Genomic DNA, 21634 nt, shown 5'->3' with positions numbered 1-21634 from the left:
GAAAGCCCCCGAAAATCTGGCGGATCGTGTCGAAGTTCTATAACGTGTTCTACTAACAGCATGAAGGGATGTGAGGGCACAATGGCGCAGATTCGCGAGATCGATGTGGGCACGGTCCAGACCCGCTTCGCGCGTGGTTGGCACTGCCTCGGTTTGACCAAGACGTTCAAGGACGGCAAACCGCATTCGATCGAGGCATTCGGCACCAAACTCGTCGTCTTCGCCGACAGCAAGGGCGAACTGAAGGTTCTGGACGCGTATTGCCGGCACATGGGCGGCGACCTGTCGCAGGGCACCGTGAAGGGCGACTCCGTGGCCTGCCCGTTCCACGACTGGCGCTGGGGCGGCAACGGCAAGTGCACCAGCATTCCCTACGCACGCCGGGTTCCCCCGATCGCCCGCACCCGGGCGTGGCTCACCCTCGAGCAGAACGGCCAGCTGTTCGTCTGGAACGACCCGGAGGGCAATCCCCCGCCGGAGAACGTGACCATCCCCCGCATCGAGGGCGCCTACAGCGACGAATGGACCGACTGGACCTGGAACTCGATGCTGATCGAAGGGTCCAACTGCCGCGAGATCATCGACAACGTGGTCGACATGGCGCACTTCTTCTACATCCACTACGCGTTCCCGACGTACTTCAAGAACGTCTTCGAAGGCCACATCGCAACGCAGTACCTCAACACGAAGGGTCGCCCGGACGTCGGGATGGCGACGCAGTACGGCATGGAATCGCTGCTGCGCTCCGAGGCCGCGTACTACGGGCCGTCCTACATGATCAATCCGCTGTGGAACAGCTACGGCGGGTACGAGGTCGAGAGCGTCCTCATCAACTGCCACTATCCGGTGACGAACAATTCGTTCATGCTCCAGTACGGCGTCACCGTCAAGAAGCCGACCGGCATCGACGACGAAACCGCCGACAAGCTGGCCGCGAAGTTCACCGAGGGCATCGCCGAGGGATTCCTGCAGGACGTCGAGATCTGGAAGAACAAGACCAAGATCGACAACCCCCTGCTCTGCGACGAGGACGGTCCGGTCTACCAGCTGCGACGCTGGTACGACCAGTTCTACGTCGACGTCGCCGACGTCACCGACAAGATGACGCAGCGCTTCGAGTTCGAGGTCGACACCACCAAGGCCAACGAAGCCTGGCAGCACGAGGTCGAGGAGAACCTGGCCCGTCAGAAGGCCGAACGCGAGGCCGCGGAGCGGTCCGAAAGCACGACTGCGGAGCGGTCCGAAAGCAAGGAAGCGCAGGTCTGATCATGAGTGCCTCGACCGAATGGGCCAAAGCTCCCGACTTCGCCGGGCAGCCTGCTCGGCTCGAGGCCATTCATGCGCAAACGTTGGCCGACAAGGCCAATTACCTCGACGACGGCATGAACGAAGTCGAGTGCCGTACGTGCGGAACCTGTGTGCTGGTGCGCAAGAACAGCCTCGAGCACACGAGCGTCCAGTGGACGGACGACCCTGCGAAGACGTGCCCGACGTTCCGGGACGCCGTCGGCGAGGGACAGTCCACCGCGCTCCGCGAGGGGTGCCCGCGACTGTGGGACAGCATCAACCACGCGGTGATGGAGGGGTTCATCGACGTGCGGGATCGCGTCGAATAGTCGTCGGTACCGCTGCGGCGGATGCGTCGCCCGATGTGACATTCGTGCAGTCAGGCTGCACGAATGTCACATTGGGCGCTTAGGCTGGATGTGCCGTCGGATCCGGCGGTTCCAGCCGAGCCGGAGGCGCGCCATGACAGGCCGAATCGTGCACTTCGAGATCCCCTTCGACGACGGTGACCGCGCACGAGCGTTCTATCGGGACGCATTCGGGTGGGCCATCGCCGAGATCCCCGACATGGACTACAGCATGGTCACCACCGGACCCGTCGGTGAGAGCGGCATGCCCGACGAACCGGGTTACATCAACGGCGGCATGATGCAGCGCGGGGAAGTGACCTCTCCCGTGGTCACCGTCGACGTCGAGAGCATCGAATCCGCCCTCGAACGGATCGAATCCCTCGGTGGCAAGACCGTCACCGGCAGGACCCCCGTCGGGAACATGGGATTCGCCGCATACTTCACCGACTCCGAGGGCAACGTCGTCGGGCTGTGGGAGACCGCCCGCTGACCCGTGAGTACTTATTAACCGCGGGACGTTGATAAGTACTCACAGGCGCTCGCGCTGCAGTTCGAGGGCGATGTCGATGAGCTGATCTTCCTGGCCGCCGACGAGCTTGCGCTTGCCGGCGCGGACGAGGAGTTCGGCGGACGAGACGCCGTACCGTTCGGCCTGGCGTTCGGCGTGCTTGAGGAAGCTCGAGTAGACGCCGGCGTAGCCCATCATCAGCGCCTGACGGTCGAGGAGGCATTCGGCGGGCATCGCCGGACGCACCACGTCCTCGGCGGCGTCGGCGATCGCGAAGAAATCGATCCCCGTCTTGATACCGATCTTGTCGCACACGCCGACAAACGCCTCGACCGGCGCGTTACCGGCACCGGCGCCGAATCGTCGTGTGCTGCCGTCGATCTGCTTGGCCCCTGCCCGAACGGCGGCGATCGAGTTGGCCACACCGAGTCCGAGGTTCTCGTGACCGTGGAAACCCACCTGGGCGTCCGAGCCGAGTTCCTGCACCAGCGCCTCGACGCGGTCGGACACCTGCTCGAGCACGAGCGCGCCTGCGGAGTCGACGACGTACACGCACTGGCAGCCGGCGTCGGCCATGATGCGGGCCTGCTTGGCGAGCTTTTCCGGTGCGATCGAATGCGCCATCATCAAGAAGCCGACGGTCTCGAGACCGCGGTCGCGGGCCAGCCCGAAGTGCTGGATGGACACGTCCGCCTCGGTGCAGTGCGTGGCGATGCGGCAGATCGAGGCGCCGTTGTCCTGGGCGACGATGATGTCGTCCTTGATGCCGAGCCCCGGCAGCATGAGGAAGGCGATCTTCGCGTTCTTCGCCGTGTCGACGGCGATCGAGATGAGTTCCTGCTCGGGGACCTTGGAGAACCCGTAGTTGAACGAGGACCCACCGAGTCCGTCGCCGTGCGTCACCTCGATGACCGGGACCCCGGCGTTGTCGAGCGCACCGACGATGGCCCGGACCTCCTCACCGGTGAATTGGTGCCGCTTGTGGTGCGAACCGTCCCGCAGTGAGGTGTCGGTGACGCGGATGTCCCAACTGCTGCGCATATTTCCCGTCGCTCCGCTCGCCCCGTCGAATTGGACCATTGTGCTCATGCCTCCACACTCAGGAGCTTCTGGGCGATCTCCTCGCCCACCTTGGTTGCCGCTGCGGTCATGATGTCGAGGTTGCCCGCGTACGGGGGCAGGAAGTCGCCTGCACCCTCGACCTCGACGAACGTCGTGACCGTCGCCTGCCCGCCCGACACGACGCTCGGGTCGTCGAATTGCGGTTCGTTGAGCAGCCGGTAGCCGGGGACGTACTGCTGGATGTCCGCGACGACGCGGTGGATGGAATCGGTGATGGCGGCGCGGTCGGCGTCCTCGGGTATCGCGCAGAAGATCGTGTCCCGCATGATCATCGGCGGGTCGGCCGGGTTGAGGATGATGATGGCCTTGCCGCGCTGCGCTCCGCCGATGGTTTCGATGCCGCGGCTGGTGGTCTTGGTGAACTCGTCGATGTTGGCGCGGGTGCCCGGGCCCGCGGAGACGGATGCCACCGACGCGACGATCTCGGCATACGGCACGTCGACGACGCGGGAGACGGCGTACACGATCGGGATCGTGGCCTGCCCTCCGCACGTGATCATGTTGACGTTGGGGGCGCCGAGGTGTTCGCGCAGGTTCGCCGGCGGGACCACGGCCGGTCCGACGGCGGCGGGTGTCAGGTCGACGGCCCGGATGCCGGCGGCCTCATACCGCGGTGCTGCCTCCCGATGCACGTACGCGGACGTGGCCTCGAAGACGAGATCGGGTTTCTCCGGCTGGTTCAGCAACCAGTCGACACCCTCGGCCGACGTCTCCAGTCCCATCTTGCGGGCCCGTGCCAGGCCCTCGCTCTCGGGGTCGATCCCGATCATCCACCGGGGTTCGAGCCACTCGGATCGCTGCAGCTTGTAGAGCAGGTCGGTGCTGATATTGCCCGAACCGACGATCGCCACACTTGCCTTGGTCATGAACACACTCCTACTTGAACTGCAGGGATACGGAGCCGAGCCCACTGAACTCGGCGCGGAAGTGATCGCCCGGATGCGCGTCGATGGCGCGGGTGCACGATCCGGGCAGCACGATGTCGCCGGCCTTCAACCGGACGCCGAAGCTCTCGACCTTCTGCGCGAGCCAGGCGACGGCCGTCACCGGGTTGCCGAGCACGGCGTCGCTGCGTCCCTCGGCCTTGGTCTCGCCGTTGCTCGTCAGGACGGCGTCGATGGCCGTGATGTCGATGTCCGCGGGCTGCACCCGGTTCTTGCCGAGCACGAAACCGGCGGACGACGCGTTGTCCGCGATCGTGTCGGGCAGTGTGATCTTCCAATCGGTGATCCGGCTGTCGATCAGCTCGATGGACGGCGCGAACGCCACGGTGGCGTCCAGGACGTCCTGCTCGGTGCAGCCTGCGCCGGGGAGGTCGGCGCCCAACACGAACGCGACCTCGACCTCGACGCGCGGGAAGCAGAACCGCGCCGTGTCGACGGGTTGGTCCTCGAAGACCTCCATGTCGGCGAGCAGGTGGCCGTAGTCGGGTTCGTCGACGCCCATCATCTGCTGCATGGCGAGGGACGACAGGCCGACCTTGTGCCCGACGACCTTGGCGCCGTCCTGCAGCCGGCGGCGGATGTTGATCAGCTGGATCTCGTAGGCGTCGACGACGTCGATGTCGGGATGGTCGGCGGTCAGGGGGCCGATGGGAGCGCGGCCCCGTTCCGCGGCGTCGAGCTGATTCGCCAACTCGGTGCGTAGTTGGGTCGAGAGCATGGTGTGAGGACCTTCCCTGAAGTTCGTTTGCGTGCGCACGCCCACCGGTTTCCACTGCAACGTGTTTCGTTCTTGTTTGTTGTCGTCAGTAATACTTCCTGGCAGAAAGGATGGACTGACAACCCCATCATTCTATAACGTGTTCTACATGAGCAAGCACGAATACGACATCGTGGTCGTCGGTAGCGGTGCCGGTGGAATGACCGCGGCCCTTACCGCGGCCCACAAGGGACTCAGCGTCGTCATCCTCGAAAAGGCGCCACACTTCGGCGGCTCCACCGCGCGCTCCGGTGGTGGCGTGTGGATCCCGAACAACGAGGCGCTGATCGCCGCGGGAGTCGAGGACACCACGGACGCCGCGCGGACCTACCTGCACAGCATCATCGGCGACGTCGTCCCGAAGGACCGGATCGACGCCTACATCGACCGCGGCCCCGAGATGCTGTCGTTCGTGCTGAAGAACAGCCCACTGAAACTGCAGTGGGTGCCCGAATACTCCGACTACTATCCCGAGGCCCCCGGCGGACGGCTCGGCGGACGGTCCGTCGAACCGACACCGTTCGACGGCAGGAAACTCGGCGCCGACCTCGCGAAGCTCGAACCCGATTACGTCAAGGCACCGTCGAATTTCGTGATCACCCAAGCCGATTACCGCTGGCTGAACCTGTTGATGCGCAACCCGCGCGGCCCGCTGCGCGCCGCCCGGGTCGGGCTCCGATTCCTCGGAGCCAAGCTTACGGGGAAGCGCCTGCTCGTCCGCGGTCAGGCGCTCGTCGCCGGACTGCAGGCCGGACTGAAGGCCGCCGGTGTCCCGATCCTGCTCGACACCCCGCTCACCGACCTGTACGTGGAGGACGGCGTGGTCAAGGGCGTCAACGCCACGGTCGACGGACAGCCGCAGGTGTTCCGGGCGCGCCGCGGCGTCGTGATCGCCTCGGGCGGCTTCGAGCACAACGACGAGGCCCGCAAGAAGTATCAGCGGGCACCGATCGGCACCGAATGGACCGTCGGCGCGAAGGCCAACACGGGCGACGGCATCTGGGCGGGCGAAAAGCTCGGCGCCGCGCTCGATCTGATGGAAGACGCCTGGTGGGGACCGTCCATCCCGCTGACCGGCGGCCCGTGGTTCGCGCTGTCCGAACGGAGCCTGCCCGGCTGCATCATGATCAACGAATCCGGCAAACGCTTCGTCAACGAATCCGCGCCGTACGTCGAGGCGACGCACGCGATGTACGGCGGCACGCACGGGCAGGGCGACGGACCGGGCGAAAACGTGCCGTGCTGGCTCGTCCTCGACCAGCGTTACCGCGACCGGTACGCGTTCGCCGGAGTCACCCCGCGCTCCCCGTTCCCGGGTCGCTGGCTGAAGGCCGGTGTGATCGTCAAGGCGGGCACCGTCGCCGAGCTGGCCGGGAAGATCGGCGTGCCGATCGACGCACTCACCGAAACGGTCTCGCGTTTCAACACTTTCGCCCGGAACGGCAAGGACGAGGACTTCGGCCGTGGTGAGAGCGGTTACGACCACTACTACGGGGATCCCCGCAACAAGCCCAATCCGAGCCTCGGGGCGCTCGAGAAGGCGCCGTTCTTCGCCGTCAAAATGGTCCCCGGCGACCTCGGCACCAAGGGCGGTCTCCGCACCGACCGCAACGCCCGCGTGCTGCGGGAGGACGGCAGCACGATCGAGAACCTCTATGCGGTGGGCAATGCCAGCGGCCCGGTGATGGGCCACACCTACGCAGGCCCCGGCGCGACCATCGGCCCGGCGATGACGTTCGGCTATCTCGCGGTTCTCGATATCCTCGACAAGTCCTCCCAGGCCGATTCCCCGACGTCACTCACCGGAGACACCACCAATGCCCATTGATCCGAACATCGCCATCGGAGCCGAACTGCCCGTTCAGGAGTTCTCCTGGACCAGTTCCGACGTGCAGCACTACCACCTCGCTCTCGGTGCCGGATCCCGTCCGCTCGACGAGAAGGAGTTGCGGTACCTCACCGACGGGAAGCCGCAGGTGCTCCCCACGTTCGCCACGGTGGCCGCGAATTTCCACGCGACCGAGGCCCCGCGTGTGTCGTTCCCGGGAGTCGAGATCGACCTCGCCAACGTGGTCCACGGCAGCCAGGAAGTGACCGTGCACCAGCCGATTCCCCCGGAGGGCAAGGCCCGCACCACCACCCGAATCGCCGAAGTGTGGGACAAGGGCAAGGCCGCCGTCATCGTGCAGGAATCGACGACCACCGACCTCGACGGCACTCCCCTGTGGACCGGGCGGTCGTCCATCTTCGCCCGCGGCGAAGGCGGTTTCGGGGGTGAGCGCGGACCGTCCCAGTCCGTCGAGTTGCCCGACCGGCCTGCCGACGTCGAGGTCGACACCCCCGTCCTTCCGCAGCAGGCGCTGATGTACCGGATGTGCGGCGACCGCAACCCCCTGCATTCCGACCCGAAGTTCGCTTCCGCCGCAGGGTTTCCCGCCCCGATTCTGCACGGCCTGTGCACGTACGGGATGGTGTGCAAAGCGGCCGTGGACGCGGTGCTCGACTCGGACGCGTCGCAGGTCGCGGGGTTCCGAGTCCGGTTCGCGGGGGTGGTTTTTCCCGGCGAGACGCTGCACACGCGGATCTGGCGGGACGAGGGCCGGCTCCTCATCTCGGCCACGGTTCCCGAGCGCGATCATGCTCCGGCCCTGGCAGACGTGGTGCTGACCCTGGCCCAGGGGTGACAGTTACCGAAATTTGACCGAATCCGCCCAGTTCGGACGGATATTCGCAATTATCAGGCATGATGCCGCAACACTTTGTACGCTTTCCGTGACCTCATCGAGACGTGTCAACCGATGGTCGGGGCGGTTCCACGGCTCTCCAAGAGCAGTAGCGAACAAAAGGGGGGACCTCGTGTCCCAGCGCAGACATCTCCGTCCCGTGCGACGCGCTGCCGTTGCCGGTGCTCTCGCGTTCTGTGCGACCGCCCTCGTTGCTCTTCCCGCGAACGCCGCACCGGTGGCGGGCAGTTCCGACAGCGGCAGCACCGGCGGCAGTTCGATGGGTTCGTCCGTTCTCCCGACACCCATTCCCACCCCGACCGGGCTGGCCGCGCTCGCGGCCGCGACGACCCAGACGGGCAAGCCCTATCTGTGGGGTGGGACGGGTCCGGACGCGTGGGACTGCTCGGGGCTGGTGCAGTGGGCATTCCGGCAGGCGGGCGTGAATCTGCCACGCACCACGTGGGAGCAGGCCGAGGTCGGCGCACCCATTCCGCTGTGGGCACTGGCTCCCGGCGACATCGTGGTGCTCAACCCGGACGCGTCGCACATCGGTATCTACGCCGGCTTCGGTCAGGTCTTCAATGCGTACGGGCGCGGCGTGCCCGTGGGTCTGGCGCCGCTGTCGCAGTTCCACATCTACAGCATCGGCCGGTTCTGATCCTCGGTCGTGGGCGTGCGCCTGGCGACGTACGGCCACACCGCGACGAGGAACAGCACCACCGCCGCAACCGGCCCGAGCAGGGACACCCATGCCGGCCCGTCCGGCAGTGCCGCTGCCAGAGACGCCGCGGCGCCGGTGACGACCGCGCCCACCAGCAGCGTCGAGATTCCCGGTGCGAGACCGGTGTACGCGACGAGCAGCAGTCCCGTCGCCCCGACACCCGCGGCGGCCGCCGCGAACGCGGACGCGTTGCCCAGGACGAGGGCGACGAGCGCCGCCTGCACCACGACCACCGCAATCCATCTCATCGGAGTGCCCCCGACGGCCGGCGGGCACGATCGGCGAGGGCCAGCGCCAGATCCAGTGCGGAATCGTCGTCCCACGCCACCACCGGGACCCCGAGAACGCCCATGTTCCGGTACATGTTCCGCCGCTCGAGCCGCCACATCCTGCCGGTCATCGGATCGAGTTCGTACTCGAACGGCGGGCCGCGGAGCACGTCGACGGCCACGACGACGTGACCGCGCCGCCTCAGCTCCAGCAGCGACAGCGCGAAGTTGGTGTCCAGCATGGTGGAGAACGCGATGACCACGGCCCTCGGCGGCAACGCGACCCGCGGGACGAGTGTGCCTTCGGCGGCGCCGGCGTCGGAGTCGAGCACCGTGTCGAGGATTCGGTAGAACTGCCTGCGTCCGATGTCGGCGCCGAGCCATCGCAGCCGGAGCCCGTGGACGACGACCCCGGCCCGGTCGCCGCGCTGCAGGGCCGTCTGCACCACCTGTGTCGCGCCGCGCACGGTCCGGTGCAGGCTCTCCGACGCCGGGCCCGGCGCCTGCGGGGTGGTGTCGAGGACGGCCACGACGTCCGCGGCGCGGTCCATGATCCGTTCGGTGACGTGCAACCGGCCGCGCCGGGCGCTCACCGGCCAGTTGACGCTGCGCAACGGATCCCCCGGCGCGTGCGGCCGGATGTCCCCGAACTCGACGCCCGAGCCGAATCGGCGGGTGCGGTGCGCGCCGATGCGGTCCGGAAGTGTGGCGTGGGGCAACGGAGTCGGCATGGGCGGCGCCAACGGGAACACCCGCAGTTCCGTGACGGGAACCGGGAGGGAGGCGGTGAGCAGGCCGCCGGCACGTGCCGTGACCGTCAGTGCGGGTTCGTACCGGCCCCACCGGTCCGCCGACACCACGTAGTCGCCGTCGCCGACCTGCTCGACCGTGTAGCCGTCGGACGGCGCCGGTGCCACCTCGAGTTCCGCCGCACCACCGCACGCCGTCACGTCCACCGAGAAGTGCACGGACTCGGATTCGAAACACCGCAGCGTGCGCGCCGACGCCTCGACGCGGACGCCGGTGGCGGGACGGGGCAACCACGTCACCGTGCCGAGCGCTCCCAGCATCGGGGCGGCGAACACGATCAGTTCCCACCACCGCCCCACGACACCTGCCGTCAGTGCCACGGCGGCGCAGGTCGTCAGTGCGAGGGCTGCCGGCGATGCCCGCCACGTCAACTGGTGCTCCGTCATCGGGCCCTCGGCGCGGGGAGACGGCGCAGCAGTTCCGCGAGGACGTCGTCGCTGCGGATGCGGCGCACCCACATCTCCGGTCGCAGGCTGATGCGGTGCGCGACAGCGGGAACGGCCAGGGCTTTGATGTCCTCGGGAATGACGAAGTCGCGGCCCGAGAGCAGGGCGCGCGCCCGTGCCAGCTGTACGAGGTCGAGTTCCGCGCGGGGGCTGGCCCCGACCTCGACCTGCGGGTGATGCCGGGTGGCGTTCGCGAGCGCGACGACATACCCGAGGACGTCGTGGTGAACACTGACCTGCTCGAGCGATTCGCGCATCGCCAGGAGGTCGGCCGCATCGACCACCTGCTCGACGACGACGGCGGCGGATCCCCGGTCGAGCCGCCGGCGCAGCATCTCGTGCTCGTCGGTCTCGGTGAGGTACCCCAGTCGTAGGCGGAGCGCGAACCGGTCCAGCTGCGCCTCGGGCAGCGGGTAGGTGCCCTCGTACTCGATGGGATTGTCGGTGGCGAGCACGATGAACGGACGCGGCAGGATCCGGGTGGTGCCGTCGACGCTGACCTGCCCCTCCGCCATCGCCTCGAGCAGCGCGGCCTGGGTCTTGGGCGGGGTGCGGTTGATCTCGTCGGCGAGAAGCAGGTTGGTGAAGATCGGGCCCGGACGAAATTCGAAGCGACCCGACGGCATGTCGTAGATGGTGGCGCCGAGCAGGTCGGCGGGCAGCAGGTCAGGGGTGAACTGGACCCGCGTGAAGTCGAGCCCGAGCGCGGCAGCGAACGATCGTGCCACCAAAGTCTTTCCGAGCCCGGGCAGATCCTCGATGAGCACGTGCCCGCCGGCGAGTACCGCGAGCAGGATCGACGTGAGTTCGTCGTGCTTGCCGACCACCGCCCGTTCGACCTCCGCCAGCACCGCGTGGGCGCGCGCGGTGGTGACCTCGGCAGGCATCGTCACAGCTGCTCCAGCCGTTGCAGGATCCGGTCGAGCACGTCCCGGCCCGGACCGGGTGCTGCCCTGTCGGAGCGCTGCACGCACTCGGGATCGACCCACTGCCACAAGTCGCCGAAGAACACCTCACCCGCGGCTGCGGTGTCGGCGGCGTCGAGTCCCTGCCGCCGTCCGGTGGACTGCTGGAACTCACGCGCCAGGAGCGGACGCAGATGGTGATCCCAGTCGCCGCGCGTACCGTCCGCCCAGCTGATCAATGATTCCGTCCGCGCCATCCATCGGGCCGTCGCCTCGGCCCGTTCCGCCTCCATTCCCGGCGGCTGGTCGTCGACGTCCACGGGTGCCATGCGTCGTCGAATCTCGAAGAGCACCAGCGCGGTCACCGCTCCCGCGACCAGCACGGCCGCACTGTACCGGCCGGCGGCCACCAGCGGGACCTCCACGGCCAGCACGGCCCCGACACCGGCTACCGCGACGGCGAGCACGCGTCGCTCCCCAGGTCGTCGAGCACACGCCGGAGCAGATCGGCGGCCTCGTCACGGTGCTGTTCACCCATCGGATGCAGGCTGAACCGTGCCTCGGAGAACAGCCGCACCAGCGGCGCCGCCGCCTCGAAGCGCAGCGCTCCGAGTTGCACTGCGCGAGCCAGCACTTCGGACGGGGTGTCCGACTCCCGCGGTTCGGCGCCCGGCGCCTCGCGCAGGGCATCTTCCATGGCGGCGTAACTGGCGATGATGGCCTCGCGCGGCGGCAGACTCGGGGCCACGACCGCGGCGAGACCTTCCTCCGCTGCGCGGGCCAGCGACTGCGAGGCAGCCGGACCGTCGGGGGAACTCGCCGCGGTCCAGGCGCCCACCCGGGCCCGGAGGGGGCGCCGGGCCACGGCGCCGAGGATCAGCACGGTCACCAGTATCGGACCGGCAATCGCTGCAGCGGTCCACAATTCCGTCAGATCCTCGCGGGTCCCGTCCACCAGGTCGGGCGGCGGACGAGTCTCGGTGGGCACGGCCTCGTCGGTTCGGCCGGCCCCGTCGTCGGCGGCCGGGCTCGCCGGCGACGGTTGACGGTCGAGTGGTTCGTCTCCACCGACGGACCCGAGGAGGAACGCCGCGGCCACGAGGAGCGAGGCGAACGCCGCCCATCCGAGAATGTGCCGACGCGAGACCGAGGAGCCGGTGTTTCCGGTGAGCCCTGCCGGTGGTGGGTCGGGGGCGACCCGCGGCCGGCCGCTGCGAAGGGCGGACGCCAGCGCCACCGCCGCGACGACGACGGCGATCGCCGAGAGGATGACCAGGGCGCGCGTCGCACCTGCGCCCGGCTCCGACGGTGTCGCGGGGGTGTCGGGCGCGGGGACCACCCGGACCGCAAGGGTGACCGTCACGACGGCCGCCAGCAGGGCGACCGTGTGGACGACCCTGCTTCGCACGCGACGGTCCGGCATCCTCACTCCCGAGTTGCCCCTCCATCGTGACACGCGCGGGCCGGGAAAATCACCCGTTCGCGGCGGCGGACAGCGCAGCATGTTCGGGACGTATCCATCCACGAAGGAGAGTTACTTGACCACGTCCCCGGTAACCGGAGCCGAACTGGCTCGATCGCTGGAACCTCTGGGGGTTTCGGTTCCCTCGGCCGTACCCACGCACTGGTACAACCTTGCCGCCGATCTTCCGGAACCCGTTCCGCCGCACCTGCATCCCGGCACACGTGAGCCACTGGGACCGGAGGACCTGGCACCGCTGTTCCCCGCGAGCCTGATCGAACAGGAGGTCGCGACGGAACGGTACATCGAGATCCCCGAAACGGTCCGCGAGATCTACGGCATGTGGCGCCCGTCGCCGCTGGTGCGCGCACACCGGCTCGAGCGAGTGCTCGGCACACCGGCACGGATCTACTACAAATACGAGGGTGTCAGCCCGGTCGGATCGCACAAGCCGAACACGGCTGTGGCACAGGCCTATTACAACGCGCTCGAGGGGACCACCAAGCTCACCACCGAGACCGGTGCGGGCCAGTGGGGCGCGTCGCTGTCGTTCGCCGGCGCCCTGCTCGGCCTCGAGGTGGAGGTCTGGCAGGTTCGCGCCTCGTTCGACGCCAAGCCGTACCGCCGACTCCAGATGGAGGCCTACGGCGGCATCTGTCATCCGTCTCCGTCCGACCTCACCGAAGCCGGGCGGGCGATCCTGGCCGAGCATCCCGACACCACCGGTTCGCTGGGCATGGCGATCAGCGAGGCCGTCGAGGTGGCCGCCAACAACCCCGACGCGCACTACTCGCTGGGCAGCGTCCTCAACCACGTCATGCTCCACCAGACCGTGATCGGCCAGGAAGCGATGGTCCAGCTGGAGGAGGCGGGTGAGCCTGTCGCGCACACGGTATTCGGTTGCGCCGGCGGTGGTTCCAATCTCGCGGGCCTGGCCTTCCCGTTCCTGGGTCGCAATCTGCGCGAGGGCACCACCACCCGTCTCGTCGCCTGCGAGCCTGCGGCGTGCCCGTCGCTGACGCAGGGCGAATACCGCTACGACTTCGGCGACGTCGCCGGCCTGACGCCTCTGTTGAAGATGTACACGCTGGGCAACGATTTCGTTCCGCCCGCCATCCACGCGGGTGGCCTGCGGTACCACGGCATGTCGCCGATGGTCTCGCACGCCGTCGCCCTCGGACTGATGGAGGCGACCGCGATCGAACAGGACGACGCACTCGCCGCGGGCCTGCTCTTCGCCCGCGCCGAGGGCATCATCCCCGCGCCGGAATCGACGCACGGAGTGGCCGCGGCCATCGCGCACGCCCGCACCGTCACCGAACCGGAGGTCGTGGTCATCGGATTGTCCGGGAACGGCCAGCTGGACCTCCCCGCGTACAGCCGGTACGTCTGATCGATTCACCGGGGCCGACCCACGCACGGGTCTGCCTCGGTGGTCACCGGCTCAGCGTCGACAGCCTGCTCACCAGCCGGTCGACGTCGAGGGTGCCGTCGAGTCCGGCGAACACGTCGTCCCACGACGCTTCGGCAACCAGCGTCAACGCGGTCCCCCGGTCGTACAGCACGTCGACGACGTTCGCGAACCGCCGCACGGTCTCCGCGCCCGCCTCCCGCAGTCGGGGCACACCGGTGATCGCCCAGCATCCGAACCGCTCCGACAGTTCGAGATAGTCGGCGGGTGCGGTCGGGGTGCCGCACAGCACCGCGAACTCGAACCAGACCGCGCGGTCCCGCACCGCGGAGGCCGTCACCGTGCGGGTCCCGACGGTCAGGGCGACGCGCTCGGACAGTGCCGGAGGCTCGGTGTCGGAAGCTCGGACGAAACGTCCGGCAGCGAACCCGCCGTCCGCCGTGGCCACGGTGCGGTAGTCGACGGGTCCGGCCACCCGCACGACGGTCAGATTCTGTTCCAGCACGGCGATCGACGGCGCGAACAGGTGATGGAACAGCGGATTCGGCAGCAGCCCCTCCGGTGGATAGTTCGACGTGGCCACCAGCGTGATCCCGCGGGTGAACAGGACCTTCAGCAGTCGCGCGACCAGCATCGCGTCCCCGACGTCGTGCAGGTGGAACTCGTCGAAGCACAGCAGCCGGACGTCCCCGAGTGCCGCACCGATCGCGAGGTCGATGGAACCTAGCGTGTGCGCGTCGGCGTGGAGCCGGCGGAAGAACGAGTGGAAGTGCACGCGCCGCTTCGGGACCTCCGCCGACCCGTAGAAGCGGTCCGTCAACCACGTCTTGCCACGTCCGACGGGTCCCCACAGGTACACGCCGCGAACTCCGAGCCTCCCCTGCTCCAGCCCCTCGGCGGTCTCGTGCAGGACGGCCGCGGCCGCGCGCTGCGCGTCGTCCAACAGAACCTCTACATCCACAGAGGGAACACTACGAATGTAGAGTCTCGGGCGACAAGCCGATGTGAGGAGGCAGACACCGTGCCCGAGCGGCGTGAGCAGATAGCCGACGCGGCGATCACGATCATCGCGCGGGAGGGCATGCGCGCGCTGACGCATCGGGCCGTCGACCGTGCACTGGATCTCCCGGGCGGGTCCACGTCCTACTACTTCCGCACCCGGCGAGCCCTGATCGAATCCGCCGTGCGCCGGCTCGCCGACCGCTCGCGGCAGGAATTCGCGACCACGGCGGCCCCGCCACTCGACCTCGCCTCCGTCGCCGAGGGCGTGGCCCGGTCGCTGGACCGGCTGCTGCACACCCGTCACGACGACGTCGTTGCGCGGCACGCGCTGTCCGTCGAACTGTCCGGTGACGCCGACCTGCACGCACTCCTCGCGACGTGCCTGTTCTCCCGTGCCCGCGCCACCGAATTGTTCGACGCCCTCGGCGTCGCCGACCCCGAGAACGCGGGCGCGGACTTCGTCAGCGTCGTCGAAGGCCTGGTCTTCGACCGTTTCGTGGGAGCCCGGTCACTCGACGGCATCGAGCCAGGGACCGATCGCAGCGTGCGGCAGCTGGCCCGCGCCGTCGAGTCGTATCTGCGCGGTGCGACGGCCTGAACGAAGACCACCCGGCGGGGTGTGGACGACGAGAATCCCGCGTTTCTGCCAAGATCGTGGCGTGAACCCCCAGTACCTCAGCCGTCTTCCGGACAGCGGTTTCGACCGCGTCGACGCACTCCTCGACCCCGTCGACACCGACCTTGCGGACGCCTTTCCGGGTGATCGGCGGCAACCGCAGCCCGTCCACACCGTCTACGTGAGTGCGGCGGACGCCGGACCCGACACCCCGAGGGTGTGGGGTGAGCAGGCTGTCGAACTGCTGGACAGGCACACGGAGGCGCTGTCCGAAATCGGAACGACCGGTGCGCTTCCCGACGTCCGCGCGATGCTCGAGCACCGTCCGATCATGGATCTGCGGATCGATTTCGAGGACGGCTTCGGCTGGCGGAGCGACGACGTCGAGGACGCTGCCGCGCTGGAGGCGGGACGCACGCTGCGACTGCTCTCCTCGGACCCGTCCGGCCCGCGGTCGCTGGGCATCCGCGCGAAGGGCCTGGCCCCGCACGAGCGCCGCCGCGGGATCCGGACGCTCGAACTCGCCCTCGAAGGCGCGGGTGGGGTTCCCGACGGCTTCGTGTTCACGGTGCCGAAACTGCGTGCGGCCCAGCAGGTCACCGCCGTCGTCGCGTTGTGCGAGGAACTCGAGCGCGCGTACGGGCTCCCCGACAGGTCGCTGCGCTTCGAGTTGCAGATCGAGAGCCCCCAGGCCGTGCTCGGACCGGACGGCACCGTGACCGTCGCGAAGGCCATCCACCTCGCGGACGGACGCTGCACCGGATTGCACTACGGCACTTACGACTACAGCGCGGCCTGCGGAATCGCGTCACGGTTCCAGTCGCTCGAGCATCCGGCGGCCGACCACGCCAAGTCCGTGATGCTGGTGGCGGCGGCCCAGACCGGGGTGTGGGTGTGCGACGGATCCACCCAGGTCATCCCGCAGGGCAGCGACGAGGAGATCCACGCCGCGCTGGCCCGGCACTACCGGCTCGTCACCCGTTCGCTCGAACGCGGGTACTACCAGGGGTGGGACATGCATCCCGGGCATCTGATCACCCGCTGGCTCGCGACGTTCGACTTCTACCGCGCCGCGCTGCCCGCCGCCGCCACCCGGGTGCAGGCCTACCTCGACCGCCAGGGCGGCGGGGTGATGGACGAACCGGCCACCGCCCAGGCGCTCGCGACGGTGATCCTGCGGGGACTGGCGTGCGGCGCGTTCGACGAGGACGCGGTCCGCGCGCAGGCCCCCGGATGCACGGGGGGCACACTGCGCGACCTCCTCACCCGGGCGGTGGTTCCGGGGAGCTGAGCACCTTCCCGCGCACGAGGACCGCCCGCAGCACCCCCGTCGACGCCCTACACTTGCCGCACGCCCGATCAGGAGGTAGCCGCACCCGTGACCCCGAACACCTTGACCGCGCCCAGCTTCCACAGTCCGCCGCCGGGCGGGGCGAGCGTCCGCGACCGGGACGGCGGCACGGCGCGGTTGCGCCTGTGGGGTTCCCTGACCGAGGCGGGTCGGGCAGGCTTGGAATCATGACCCACGCTTTCGACTCCAGCTACCCCCGTGACCTGGTCGGATACGGGCAGCACCCACCCGATCCGCAGTGGCCGGGCGGCGCGAAGATCGCCGTCCAGTTCGTCCTCAACTACGAGGAGGGCGCCGAGAACAACGTGCTCCACGGCGACGAGGCATCGGAGACGTTCCTGTCCGAGATGGTCGGGGCCCAACCGTTCCCGAACCGGCACATGAGCATGGAATCGATCTACGAATACGGATCCCGCGCCGGACTGTGGCGCGTGCTCCGGGCCTTCGAGCGACGAGGGCTACCGCTCACGATCTTCGCGGTCGCCAAGGCGATGCAGCGGAACCCGGAGGCCGTCAGCGCCTTTCGCGAACTCGGTCACGAGATCGCCTGCCACGGTCTGTGGTGGAAGTCGTACCAGCTCTCCGACGAGGACACCGAACGCAAGGACCTGGCCGAGGCGGTGGAGATCCTGCGCGACCTCACCGGCGAGGCCCCGCTCGGCTGGTACACCGGCCGCGACTCCCCGCTCACCCGGCAGCTGGTCGTCGAGCACGGCGGCTTCGAGTACGACTCCGATTCGTACGCCGACGACCTCCCCTACTGGGTGAAGGTCGACGCCCCCGGACAGGGCCTCGTCGACCACCTGGTGGTGCCGTACACCCTCGACACCAACGACATGCGGTTCGCGTCGCCCGGCGGTTTCCCGAGCGGCGAGCAGTTCTTCGCGCACCTGCGGGACGCCTTCGACGTCCTGTACGCGGAGGGAACGGCCGGGGCGCCGAAGATGCTGTCCGTGGGTCTGCACTGCCGCATCGTCGGACGGCCCGCCCGCACCGCGGCGCTGGAGCGGTTCCTCGATCACGTGCAGTCCCACGACGACGTGTGGGTCGCCCGGCGCATCGACATCGCCCGCCACTGGCGCGCCGTACACCCCGCCTGAGGACGACCCGATGCCCCCGCGACGACCATCGGTGCTGGTCACGAACCTGGCCAACCGGGATCCCGGCAGCTCGCAGACCGTGATCCTGGAGGAGTTGCGCCGGGTGATCCTCAGCGGCGGGGCCCCGCCGGGCACCCCGATCCCGGTGGACGAGGTGGCCGAGCACTTCGGCGTCAGCCGCATCCCGATCCGGGAGTCGCTGAAGACGCTGATCGGCGAGGGGCTCGTCGACCACCGGGCCAACGCCGGGTACACGGTCGCCCGGCTGACCGTCGACGAACTCGAGGAGCTCTACCTGGTGCGGGGTGTCCTCGAGTCGGCGGCGCACTCCGTGGCGATCACCCTCGCCGACGAGGCCGACGACGCACGGGCCAGGGCCACGTACGCGGCACTCGACCGCTCGGTTCTCGAGGACGACCTGACCGCGTACCACCGGGAGAGCCGCAACTTCCACCTCGCCCTGGCATCGCCGTGCCGGATGCAGCGACTGCTGCACATGTTCGAGTCGGCGTGGAACATCACCGAGCCCGTGCAGCCGATGTCGCAGGTGGGGACGCCGGCGCGGCTGCAACTTCACCTCGGGCACCGGGACATGCTGGCGGCGTTCCTCGCCCGCGACGCCGCGGCGTTGAAGGCGGCCACCGACCGGCACAACGAACAACTCGACACGGTGATCGCCGCCCTCCCCACGGACACCGGAATCTTCCGGGACACGCCCGGGTAGGCCGTCCGGCAAGATATATTCTCGGCTCGGACCGTGCGCCGGCGAGAATATATCTTCGCCGTCACAACCAGGAAATATCCGAAAACTACTTTTGCTCCCAGCACTTCGGTGGTGTGCTTTTCACCGAGGCACCCTTACGTCGACGCAGTCGTGTCCGTACTGCACCAGGGAGCGAAACGATGACTCAGACAGCACCCTCCAACGAGGGGGAAACCGTCCCCGGTGCACACCTGGCCGGCGCCGGGTTGATCAAGCCCGGCTATCACCCGAGACTCACCAACGACGATCTCGCGCCGCTGAAGACGCAGTCGTGGTCGTCGTACAACATCTTCGCGTTCTGGATGTCCGACGTGCACAGCGTCGGCGGCTACGTCACCGCGGGCAGCCTGTTCGCGCTCGGACTGACCAGCTGGCAGGTCCTCGTCGCGCTGGTGGTCGGCATCGCGATCGTCAACGTGTTCGCGAACCTGGTGGCCAAACCCAGCCAGGTCACCGGCGTCCCCTACCCGGTCATGTGCCGCAGCGCCTTCGGTGTTCTCGGCGCCAACGTCCCGGCCATCATCCGCGGCCTCATCGCGGTGGCCTGGTACGGAATCCAGACGTACCTGGCGTCGCACGCGTTCGTGATCCTCGGCCTGAAGATCTGGCCGGGTCTGGCGCCCTGGGCGGACGTGCACGAGCACGGATTCCTCGGACTGTCGGCGCTCGGCTGGGCCGGGTTCATGACGATGTGGGTGCTGCAGGCGCTGGTCTTCTGGCGTGGCATGGAGAGCATCCGCAAGTTCATCGACTTCTGCGGCCCCGCGGTCTACGTGGTGATGCTGATGCTCGCGATCTACCTGATCAGCGAGGCCGGATGGTCGAACATCAGCCTGAACCTCGGCGAGGTGAACTACACCGGCTGGTCGGCTGTGCCCGTGGTGCTGGGCGCGATCGCCCTTGTCGTGTCGTACTTCTCGGGCCCGATGCTCAACTTCGGCGACTTCTCCCGGTACGGCAAGACGTTCGGCGCGGTCAAACGCGGCAACTTCCTCGGCCTCCCGGTGAACTTCCTGTTCTTCTCGATCCTCACCGTCGTCACCGCCTCCGCGACCCTGCCCGTGTACGGCCGCCTGATCACCGACCCCGTCGAGACGGTCGCGCAGATGGACAACCTGTTCGCCGTCGTCCTCGGCCTCCTCACCTTCATCGTCGCCACCATCGGTATCAACATCGTCGCCAACTTCGTCTCCCCGGCATTCGACTTCTCGCACGTCAGCCCGCAGCGCATCAGCTGGCGTACGGGCGGAATGATCGCCGCCGTCGGATCCGTCCTGATCACACCGTGGAACCTGTACAACAATCCCGAGGTGATCCACTACACGCTCGAGACGCTGGGGGCGTTCATCGGACCGCTGTTCGGAATCCTCATCGCGGACTACTACCTGGTGCGCAGGCAGCGAGTGATCCTGGACGACATGTTCACCATGTCCGAGGGCGGAACATACTGGTACAAGAAGGGTTACAACCCCGCTGCGATCATCTCCACCGTCGTCGGCGCCCTGGTCGCGATGATTCCCGTGATCCTCAAGGCCCAGCCGTTCGGACTCGACGTATGGGGCATGGCGGGTGCGGCCCAGTACTCGTGGTTCCTGGGCATGGGTGTCGGATTCGTCTGCTACCTCGGATTGTCCGCCGGTGCCCGTCGTGCCCATCGCACAGCCCCGATCGAAGCATAGGTCGACGAACGTGCACATCAAGATCATCAATCCCAACACCACCCAGTCGATGACCGACAAGATCGGCGACTGCGCCCGCTCCGTCGCGGGGCCGGGGACGCTCGTCGAGGCGGTGAGCCCGCAGATGGGTCCCGCTTCGATCGAGAGTCACTACGACGAAGCACTCAGTGTCCCCGGGCTTCTCGAGGAGATCGCGCGCGGCGAGGAGGCCGGGGTGGACGGCTACGTGATCGCCTGCTTCGGCGACCCGGGCCTCGACGCGGCACGCGAACTGGCCTCCGGGCCCGTGCTCGGGATCGCCGAGGCGGCCATGCACGCCGCGAGCTTCCTCGGCCGTGGCTTCAGCGTCGTCACGACCCTGGAACGTACCCAGGGCCGGGCCTGGGAACTGGCCGAACGGTATGGCATGCAACGGTTCTGCCTCGGGGTGCACGCGTGCGAGATCGCCGTGCTCGACCTCGACCGCGACCCGGATGCGGTGAAGGTGATCACCGAGGCCTGCCGGGTCGCCCTCGACGAGGACGGTTCGGACGCGATCGTGCTGGGGTGCGCGGGCATGGCGGACCTGTGCGCCGTCATCTCGGCGGAACTCGGGGTGCCGGTCGTCGACGGCGTGGCGGCGGCCACCCTCATGGTGCAGTCCCTCGTGACGCTCGGATTGCGGACCGGCGCGCACGGAGAATTCGCGGCTCCCCTGCCCAAGAAGTACACCGGACTGCTGGAGGGTTTCGGCCGCTGACGGTCAGAAGGACGGCGGGGTGCTCGTGATGAGGAACCGCGCCGGTTCCGCGGCGTCGTTGAACCACCGGTGCGGCACGGTGGCCGGGTAGTACAGCGTGTCTCCCCGGTCGAGCACGTAACTCTCCTCGACGCCGACCTCCACCCGAATGCTGCCGTCGATGATGTAGATGAACTCCTCGCCTGCGTGTTCGGTGTGTTCGCCGGCCTGCGAACCCGGTTGCGCCGTCACTTCGTTCGGCTCCATCGCGCGCACGCCCGTGGAGCAGAACCGCAGCACGGCGCCGTCCGACAACGCGAATCGCCTGCCCTCCCGGCCGCGCACGAGGCTGGTGGGCGTGCGCGCACCCTGTTCGAGCAGGGCGTGCGCCGTGGTTCCCAGCACCCGGGCCACCCGGTGCAGATTCATGACGCTCGGCACCGAGTGGCCGTTCTCCGCCTGACTCAGGAACGGCTGCGACAGTCCCGTTTTGGCCGCCACGTCGCGCAGGGTCAGTCCCGCGTCACGCCGGGCCGACCTGATCGCCGTGCCGATGGCGACGGCCAGCGTGCGTTGATCCTCGTCCATGAGGCGAACGCTAGCACCGTGTTTCGCGGAAACCGCGACTGATAACACGGACGAAACGAAATTGACCCTGCTGAGAAAAGATTGGCGTGCTCAATAGAA

The 21634-nt window shown here is 68.2% G+C and carries 24 protein-coding genes; 14 read left to right on the top strand and 10 right to left on the bottom strand.

The window, feature by feature from the left end; all coding sequences use genetic code 11:
* Positions 1-81: 81 nt before the first annotated feature.
* From G9373_RS20220 to G9373_RS20210, 3 genes are all read left to right on the top strand, one after another.
* A complete protein-coding gene (locus tag G9373_RS20220; protein WP_054248394.1) occupies positions 82-1266 on the top strand; it encodes a Rieske 2Fe-2S domain-containing protein in 1185 nt (394 codons plus the stop codon).
* Between the two features lie 2 nt (positions 1267-1268).
* Positions 1269-1616 carry a hypothetical protein gene (locus tag G9373_RS20215; protein ID WP_065489014.1) on the top strand — a complete coding sequence of 116 codons (348 nt, stop codon included), beginning with the start codon at positions 1269-1271 and terminating at the stop codon, positions 1614-1616.
* 133 nt (positions 1617-1749) lie between these two features.
* Positions 1750-2127 (top strand): VOC family protein, encoded by a 378-nt coding sequence (locus G9373_RS20210; protein ID WP_005574864.1) that lies wholly within the window; start codon positions 1750-1752, stop codon positions 2125-2127.
* Between the two features lie 39 nt (positions 2128-2166).
* Here G9373_RS20210 and dmpG read toward each other — a convergent pair whose 3' ends face one another.
* Genes dmpG through G9373_RS20195 form a run of 3 tightly spaced genes read right to left on the bottom strand, consistent with a single transcriptional unit; the run spans position 2167 to position 4929 of the window.
* Positions 2167-3186 carry a 4-hydroxy-2-oxovalerate aldolase gene (dmpG, locus tag G9373_RS20205; protein ID WP_162130642.1) on the bottom strand — a complete coding sequence of 340 codons (1020 nt, stop codon included), beginning with the start codon at positions 3184-3186 and terminating at the stop codon, positions 2167-2169.
* Positions 3187-3230: 44 nt separating this feature from the next.
* On the bottom strand, positions 3231-4133 hold the full coding sequence (locus tag G9373_RS20200) for an acetaldehyde dehydrogenase (acetylating) (protein ID WP_025431774.1): 903 nt from the start codon (positions 4131-4133) through the stop codon (positions 3231-3233).
* A gap of 10 nt (positions 4134-4143) precedes the next feature.
* Positions 4144-4929 (bottom strand): 2-keto-4-pentenoate hydratase, encoded by a 786-nt coding sequence (locus G9373_RS20195; RefSeq protein WP_005574859.1) that lies wholly within the window; start codon positions 4927-4929, stop codon positions 4144-4146.
* A gap of 148 nt (positions 4930-5077) precedes the next feature.
* Here G9373_RS20195 and kstD point away from each other — a divergent pair, with 148 nt between their 5' ends.
* The 3 genes from kstD (at position 5078) to G9373_RS20180 (ending at position 8352) form a co-directional block, all read left to right on the top strand.
* On the top strand, positions 5078-6796 hold the full coding sequence (gene kstD, locus G9373_RS20190; protein ID WP_081276496.1) for a 3-oxosteroid 1-dehydrogenase: 1719 nt from the start codon (positions 5078-5080) through the stop codon (positions 6794-6796).
* A complete protein-coding gene (locus G9373_RS20185) occupies positions 6786-7652 on the top strand; it encodes a MaoC/PaaZ C-terminal domain-containing protein (RefSeq protein ID WP_005263850.1) in 867 nt (288 codons plus the stop codon). The genes kstD and G9373_RS20185 overlap by 11 nt, the downstream gene beginning before the upstream one ends.
* Positions 7653-7824: 172 nt before the next feature.
* The gene (locus tag G9373_RS20180) at positions 7825-8352 is read left to right on the top strand and encodes a C40 family peptidase (protein ID WP_167116492.1); all 528 of its coding nucleotides are present in this window, start codon (positions 7825-7827) and stop codon (positions 8350-8352) included.
* Here G9373_RS20180 and G9373_RS20175 read toward each other — a convergent pair.
* From G9373_RS20175 to G9373_RS20155, 5 genes are read right to left on the bottom strand one after another with little or no spacing between them, the layout of a single operon-like run.
* Positions 8331-8663, bottom strand: coding sequence for a hypothetical protein (locus tag G9373_RS20175; RefSeq protein WP_167116489.1), 333 nt, complete (start codon positions 8661-8663; stop codon positions 8331-8333). The genes G9373_RS20180 and G9373_RS20175 overlap by 22 nt on opposite strands.
* Complete coding sequence (locus G9373_RS20170) at positions 8660-9880, bottom strand: DUF58 domain-containing protein (RefSeq protein WP_005563574.1); 1221 nt, start codon at positions 9878-9880, stop codon at positions 8660-8662. Before G9373_RS20170 ends, G9373_RS20175 begins: the two co-directional genes overlap by 4 nt.
* Positions 9877-10833: a MoxR family ATPase gene (locus tag G9373_RS20165; RefSeq protein ID WP_005263839.1), complete on the bottom strand. Its 957-nt coding sequence runs from the start codon at positions 10831-10833 to the stop codon at positions 9877-9879. Before G9373_RS20165 ends, G9373_RS20170 begins: the two co-directional genes overlap by 4 nt.
* Positions 10830-11312 carry a hypothetical protein gene (locus G9373_RS20160; RefSeq protein WP_167116486.1) on the bottom strand — a complete coding sequence of 161 codons (483 nt, stop codon included), beginning with the start codon at positions 11310-11312 and terminating at the stop codon, positions 10830-10832. Before G9373_RS20160 ends, G9373_RS20165 begins: the two co-directional genes overlap by 4 nt.
* Entirely contained in the window at positions 11294-12268 is a 975-nt protein-coding gene (locus tag G9373_RS20155) for a DUF4129 domain-containing protein (protein WP_167116483.1), read from the bottom strand. Before G9373_RS20155 ends, G9373_RS20160 begins: the two co-directional genes overlap by 19 nt.
* Positions 12269-12383: 115 nt before the next feature.
* Between G9373_RS20155 and G9373_RS20150 the strand changes: the two genes are divergently transcribed.
* The gene (locus G9373_RS20150; protein WP_043790071.1) at positions 12384-13700 is read left to right on the top strand and encodes a TrpB-like pyridoxal phosphate-dependent enzyme; all 1317 of its coding nucleotides are present in this window, start codon (positions 12384-12386) and stop codon (positions 13698-13700) included.
* 43 nt (positions 13701-13743) lie between these two features.
* Here the strand turns inward: G9373_RS20150 and zapE are convergent, their stop codons facing one another.
* Entirely contained in the window at positions 13744-14661 is a 918-nt protein-coding gene (zapE, locus tag G9373_RS20145) for a cell division protein ZapE (protein ID WP_167116501.1), read from the bottom strand.
* Between the two features lie 78 nt (positions 14662-14739).
* Here zapE and G9373_RS20140 point away from each other — a divergent pair, with 78 nt between their 5' ends.
* The 7 genes from G9373_RS20140 (at position 14740) to G9373_RS20110 (ending at position 20968) form a co-directional block, all read left to right on the top strand.
* A complete protein-coding gene (locus G9373_RS20140) occupies positions 14740-15318 on the top strand; it encodes a TetR family transcriptional regulator (RefSeq protein ID WP_133986031.1) in 579 nt (192 codons plus the stop codon).
* Positions 15319-15379: 61 nt separating this feature from the next.
* Entirely contained in the window at positions 15380-16627 is a 1248-nt protein-coding gene (locus G9373_RS20135) for an aldolase/citrate lyase family protein (RefSeq protein ID WP_167116480.1), read from the top strand.
* An 87-nt stretch (positions 16628-16714) separates the two neighbouring features.
* Positions 16715-16858, top strand: a complete 144-nt coding sequence (locus G9373_RS20130) for a hypothetical protein (RefSeq protein WP_164709618.1) — start codon at positions 16715-16717, stop codon at positions 16856-16858.
* Positions 16855-17787, top strand: coding sequence for an allantoinase PuuE (puuE, locus tag G9373_RS20125; RefSeq protein WP_054248342.1), 933 nt, complete (start codon positions 16855-16857; stop codon positions 17785-17787). The genes G9373_RS20130 and puuE overlap by 4 nt, the downstream gene beginning before the upstream one ends.
* A 10-nt stretch (positions 17788-17797) precedes the next feature.
* Complete coding sequence (locus G9373_RS20120; RefSeq protein WP_037206963.1) at positions 17798-18511, top strand: GntR family transcriptional regulator; 714 nt, start codon at positions 17798-17800, stop codon at positions 18509-18511.
* Positions 18512-18690: 179 nt separating this feature from the next.
* Positions 18691-20229 carry an NCS1 family nucleobase:cation symporter-1 gene (locus tag G9373_RS20115; RefSeq protein WP_005567132.1) on the top strand — a complete coding sequence of 513 codons (1539 nt, stop codon included), beginning with the start codon at positions 18691-18693 and terminating at the stop codon, positions 20227-20229.
* A 10-nt stretch (positions 20230-20239) separates the two neighbouring features.
* Positions 20240-20968: an aspartate/glutamate racemase family protein gene (locus G9373_RS20110; protein WP_133986028.1), complete on the top strand. Its 729-nt coding sequence runs from the start codon at positions 20240-20242 to the stop codon at positions 20966-20968.
* Between the two features lie 3 nt (positions 20969-20971).
* Here G9373_RS20110 and G9373_RS20105 read toward each other — a convergent pair whose 3' ends face one another.
* Positions 20972-21535 carry a cupin domain-containing protein gene (locus tag G9373_RS20105; RefSeq protein ID WP_120659809.1) on the bottom strand — a complete coding sequence of 188 codons (564 nt, stop codon included), beginning with the start codon at positions 21533-21535 and terminating at the stop codon, positions 20972-20974.
* Between the last annotated feature and the right edge of the window lie 99 nt (positions 21536-21634).

The organism is Rhodococcus sp. A14 (assembly GCF_011603105.1).
Classification (GTDB): Bacteria; Actinomycetota; Actinomycetes; order Mycobacteriales; family Mycobacteriaceae; genus Rhodococcus_F; species Rhodococcus_F opacus.
The sequence above is the reverse complement of the archived record's forward strand: the minus strand, read 5'-3'. Positions and strand labels throughout refer to the sequence as shown.

Bases quoted from the DNA above. Each gene is read 5' to 3' on its own strand.
- G9373_RS20175 (WP_167116489.1), bottom strand. From the start codon at position 8,663: ATGAGATGGATTGCGGTGGTCGTGGTGCAGGCGGCGCTCGTCGCCCTC.
- G9373_RS20215 (WP_065489014.1), top strand. From the start codon at position 1,269: ATGAGTGCCTCGACCGAATGGGCCAAAGCTCCCGACTTCGCCGGGCAG.
- G9373_RS20105 (WP_120659809.1), bottom strand. From the start codon at position 21,535: ATGGACGAGGATCAACGCACGCTGGCCGTCGCCATCGGCACGGCGATC.
- G9373_RS20155 (WP_167116483.1), bottom strand. From the start codon at position 12,268: ATGCCGGACCGTCGCGTGCGAAGCAGGGTCGTCCACACGGTCGCCCTG.
- G9373_RS20120 (WP_037206963.1), top strand. From the start codon at position 17,798: ATGCCCCCGCGACGACCATCGGTGCTGGTCACGAACCTGGCCAACCGG.
- G9373_RS20210 (WP_005574864.1), top strand. From the start codon at position 1,750: ATGACAGGCCGAATCGTGCACTTCGAGATCCCCTTCGACGACGGTGAC.
- G9373_RS20220 (WP_054248394.1), top strand. From the start codon at position 82: ATGGCGCAGATTCGCGAGATCGATGTGGGCACGGTCCAGACCCGCTTC.
- dmpG (WP_162130642.1), bottom strand. From the start codon at position 3,186: ATGCGCAGCAGTTGGGACATCCGCGTCACCGACACCTCACTGCGGGAC.
- G9373_RS20195 (WP_005574859.1), bottom strand. From the start codon at position 4,929: ATGCTCTCGACCCAACTACGCACCGAGTTGGCGAATCAGCTCGACGCC.
- kstD (WP_081276496.1), top strand. From the start codon at position 5,078: ATGAGCAAGCACGAATACGACATCGTGGTCGTCGGTAGCGGTGCCGGT.
- puuE (WP_054248342.1), top strand. From the start codon at position 16,855: ATGACCCACGCTTTCGACTCCAGCTACCCCCGTGACCTGGTCGGATAC.
- G9373_RS20115 (WP_005567132.1), top strand. From the start codon at position 18,691: ATGACTCAGACAGCACCCTCCAACGAGGGGGAAACCGTCCCCGGTGCA.
- G9373_RS20185 (WP_005263850.1), top strand. From the start codon at position 6,786: ATGCCCATTGATCCGAACATCGCCATCGGAGCCGAACTGCCCGTTCAG.
- G9373_RS20200 (WP_025431774.1), bottom strand. From the start codon at position 4,133: ATGACCAAGGCAAGTGTGGCGATCGTCGGTTCGGGCAATATCAGCACC.
- G9373_RS20170 (WP_005563574.1), bottom strand. From the start codon at position 9,880: ATGACGGAGCACCAGTTGACGTGGCGGGCATCGCCGGCAGCCCTCGCA.